The 3,209-nt window shown below is 40.3% G+C and carries 2 protein-coding genes and 1 riboswitch; of the genes, one reads left to right on the top strand and one right to left on the bottom strand.

Annotated elements, in window-relative coordinates; genetic code table 11:
• Nucleotides 1-80 precede the first annotated feature (80 nt).
• The gene (gene thiT, locus RQ893_RS08780) at nt 81-629 is read right to left on the bottom strand and encodes an energy-coupled thiamine transporter ThiT (protein WP_311482634.1); all 549 of its coding nucleotides are present in this window, start codon (nt 627-629) and stop codon (nt 81-83) included.
• Nucleotides 630-656: 27 nt separating this feature from the next.
• A riboswitch (TPP riboswitch) is annotated at nt 657-752 on the bottom strand.
• A 146-nt stretch (nt 753-898) separates the two neighbouring features.
• Between thiT and uvrB the strand changes: the two genes are divergently transcribed.
• Nucleotides 899-2,854: an excinuclease ABC subunit UvrB gene (gene uvrB, locus RQ893_RS08775; protein WP_311482633.1), complete on the top strand. Its 1,956-nt coding sequence runs from the start codon at nt 899-901 to the stop codon at nt 2,852-2,854.
• Nucleotides 2,855-3,209: the final 355 nt, after the last annotated feature.

Raw genomic sequence — 3,209 nt, 5'->3', positions numbered from 1 at the left:
TTTTGGCATACAAAAACCCCTCCATCCGTATTCCGGATTTTGGGGTTCAGGTCATAAAAACTCCTGTTTTTCTATACTCATTATAATCTTGCTAAGTCTTTGGTTATTAAATTCTTTAGTAGGAAGATGATTATAATTGTAATTATAAATTCTACTCCTAGGAATGTACCATTATAAGCAATGGAATATAACCAAACATTTTGACCTTCTGGGGCGTAAGAGCCGAAGAAGATTACCCCTGTTAGGACGTGGCAGACGAATCTTGCGAATACGCCTAAGAAAGTTCCCTTAATAACAGGTGCGATTTCGTGGTTTGATGCAAAATTCTTTGAGAAAAATCCTACAAGACCGAGTGAAGCGTAGGCTAGTGGGTAGTCTAGGATGGCTTGGACTGGGTGGTAGATTGATCCACCAAACATCATATCAAGAACACCATAAACAGCGCCTACAACTATACCAGGGCCTGCTCCGTGTCTGATGGCAAAGATGATTAATGGAATCATCTGGCCTGCAGTTACAGAACCACCTTGAGGTAATTCAAAAAGTTTTATACGGCCTAGGATAAAGGCGAGGGCAAGCATTACACCGCCTTCAGCTATCATTTTTGTTGACCATTTACTATTATTCATAAAAAAATTCCTCCTTTGCACTTTGCTGGGAGGATTTTGTAACTTACCTCCGCCAGCATTACCTGGATTCAGGTTAAGGGTATGATCTCAGCCAACTCTTGGTTAGCACCCCTAGCACACTATTACTATATAAGAAAATTTATAAAAGTAAACTCCGACTGAGTCCTCTGCCCGCTTTGCTTATAGAAAAGTGGCTGATTTCTAGTATAATACTAGGGTATAAATGATGAAAATTAGCGAATGCTTTTAGATATAGATTGAGAGATAAGATGGAATTTAAGTTACAATCAGACTATGCGCCAAAGGGTGATCAGCCAGAGGCGATTAAAAAATTAAGTGAGGGGATTCTTGCTGGCAAAAAGCATCAAATCTTAAGGGGAGTTACAGGCTCTGGCAAGACCTTTACAATGGCAAATATTATCCAAAATGTCCAAAGGCCAACCTTGGTTCTTGCCCACAACAAGACCCTTGCCTACCAACTTTTTACGGAATTTAAGGAATTTTTTCCAGACAATGCTGTGGAATACTTTGTTTCCTACTACGACTACTACCAGCCAGAGGCCTATGTGGCAGCAACTGACACCTACATAGCCAAGGACTCATCAATAAATGATGAAATCGACAAGATGCGCCACTCTGCAACCATGGCCCTTTTTGAAAGAAGGGACGTAATTATCGTTGCCAGCGTGTCTTGTATTTACGGCTTGGGAGACCCTATTGAATACAAAAAGCTAGTCGTATCCCTCCGTCCTGGACAGGAAATTAGCCCGGAAGAGGTTATGAAAAAGCTAATCGACGTCCAATATATGAGAAATGACGTGGAATTTGAAAGGGGAACCTTTAGGGCTAGGGGAGATGTATTGGATATTTATCCTGCAGGTTTTGACCAAAAGGCCATTAGGCTTGAATTTTTTGGCGACGAAATCGACGATATTTCAGAATTTGATCCCCTAACAGGCAAGGTCATTTCAAAAATTTCCCACGCCTACATTTACCCAGCCAGCCACTATGCCACAACCAGCGAAAAGACTGAAAAAGCAATAATAACCATAGAAAAAGAGCTGGATGAAAGAATAAAGGAATTTGAAAGCGAGGGCAAACTCCTAGAGGCACAGAGAATTGAACAGCGAACCAAGTATGACATTGAGATGCTAAAGGAAATTGGCTTCTGTTCTGGTATTGAAAATTATTCTGCCCACCTTTCCCAAAGACCAAGGGGTTCAAGACCATATACACTTATAGATTATTTCCCAAAAGACTTTGTCCTCATGGTTGACGAATCTCACGTATCTATTCCCCAAGTTGGCGGCATGTACGAAGGCGATAGGTCTAGAAAGCAAAACTTGGTAGACTTTGGCTTTAGACTTCCCTCTGCCCTTGACAATAGGCCTTTAAAATTCGATGAATTTGAGAAATTAATCAACCAAACAGTTTATGTATCGGCAACACCGGGCCCTTATGAAATGAAGAAAACCCATGGTGAATTAGTCGAGCAAATCATAAGACCAACCGGACTTTTAGACCCACTTGTGGAAGTAAGGCCAACAGAAAATCAGATAGATGACCTCATAGAAGAAGTCCACAAAACCATTGACAAGGGCGAAAGGGTCCTAGTAACAACCCTTACCAAAAAAATGGCAGAAGATTTGACAGACTATTTGATGGAACAAAATATCAAGGTAAGATATCTTCACTCCGACATCAAAACCATAGAAAGATCTGAAATTATAAGAGATTTAAGGCTAGGAAAATTTGATATCCTAGTTGGAATTAACCTCCTAAGAGAAGGGCTTGATATACCAGAAGTATCCTTAATTACAATCCTAGATGCAGATAAGGAAGGCTTCCTGAGAAGTGAAACATCTCTAATCCAGACAATTGGTCGTGCAGCAAGAAATTCCGAAGGTCATGTAATTATGTATGGAGATACCATCACAGGATCTATGCAAAGGGCCATCGACGAAACTGAACGTAGGAGAAAAATCCAAGAAGACTTCAACAAAAAACACGGAATAACTCCAACCACAATCAAGAAAAACATAGGCGAAATAATTCAAATCACCAAAAAAGCCGAAGAAGAAGAAATCGAAGAATTCAAAAGAGAAGACATAGCCACCATCCTAATAAACATGGAAAGCGAAATGTATAAGGCAGCTGAAGAACTAGACTTTGAAAGAGCAGCAAGATTAAGAGACCAAATCAAGAAGATGAAGGAAAACTTTTAGAAAAAGTTTTTCAAAACTATTTTTTGTATAAAAATTATTTTGTAAATAAAGAAAATTTGGGTCATTGACATGACCTCTTCGTTCATAGGGGGAACCCAAGGGGGCGGCAGATGCCCCCTCACTGGTTCCCCCTAAGACCCCCTTACGCTACACCCCCAACTGCTCCTTAGCGGAGTGCGAAATCAGAAGTTTGCCTACGGCAAACCACTTTAGTAGGGGGAACATCTTCGTAATAGTTTACGTATATCCCCACAGATTCTTTAATCAACGGGTTGCTAAAAACTGATAACTCGCTAACGCTCAAACAATCAGTTTTCTTAACGCAACCCTAGATTAAAAATCATTCCCGATAAAG

The organism is uncultured Anaerococcus sp., assembly GCF_963510915.1.
Classification (GTDB): domain Bacteria; phylum Bacillota; class Clostridia; order Tissierellales; family Peptoniphilaceae; genus Anaerococcus.
The sequence above is the reverse complement of the archived record's forward strand: the minus strand, read 5'-3'. Positions and strand labels throughout refer to the sequence as shown.

Excerpts from the sequence above, each read along its gene's own strand:
- uvrB (WP_311482633.1), top strand. The coding sequence starts at position 899 with ATGGAATTTAAGTTACAATCAGACTATGCGCCAAAGGGTGATCAGCCA.
- thiT (WP_311482634.1), bottom strand. The coding sequence starts at position 629 with ATGAATAATAGTAAATGGTCAACAAAAATGATAGCTGAAGGCGGTGTA.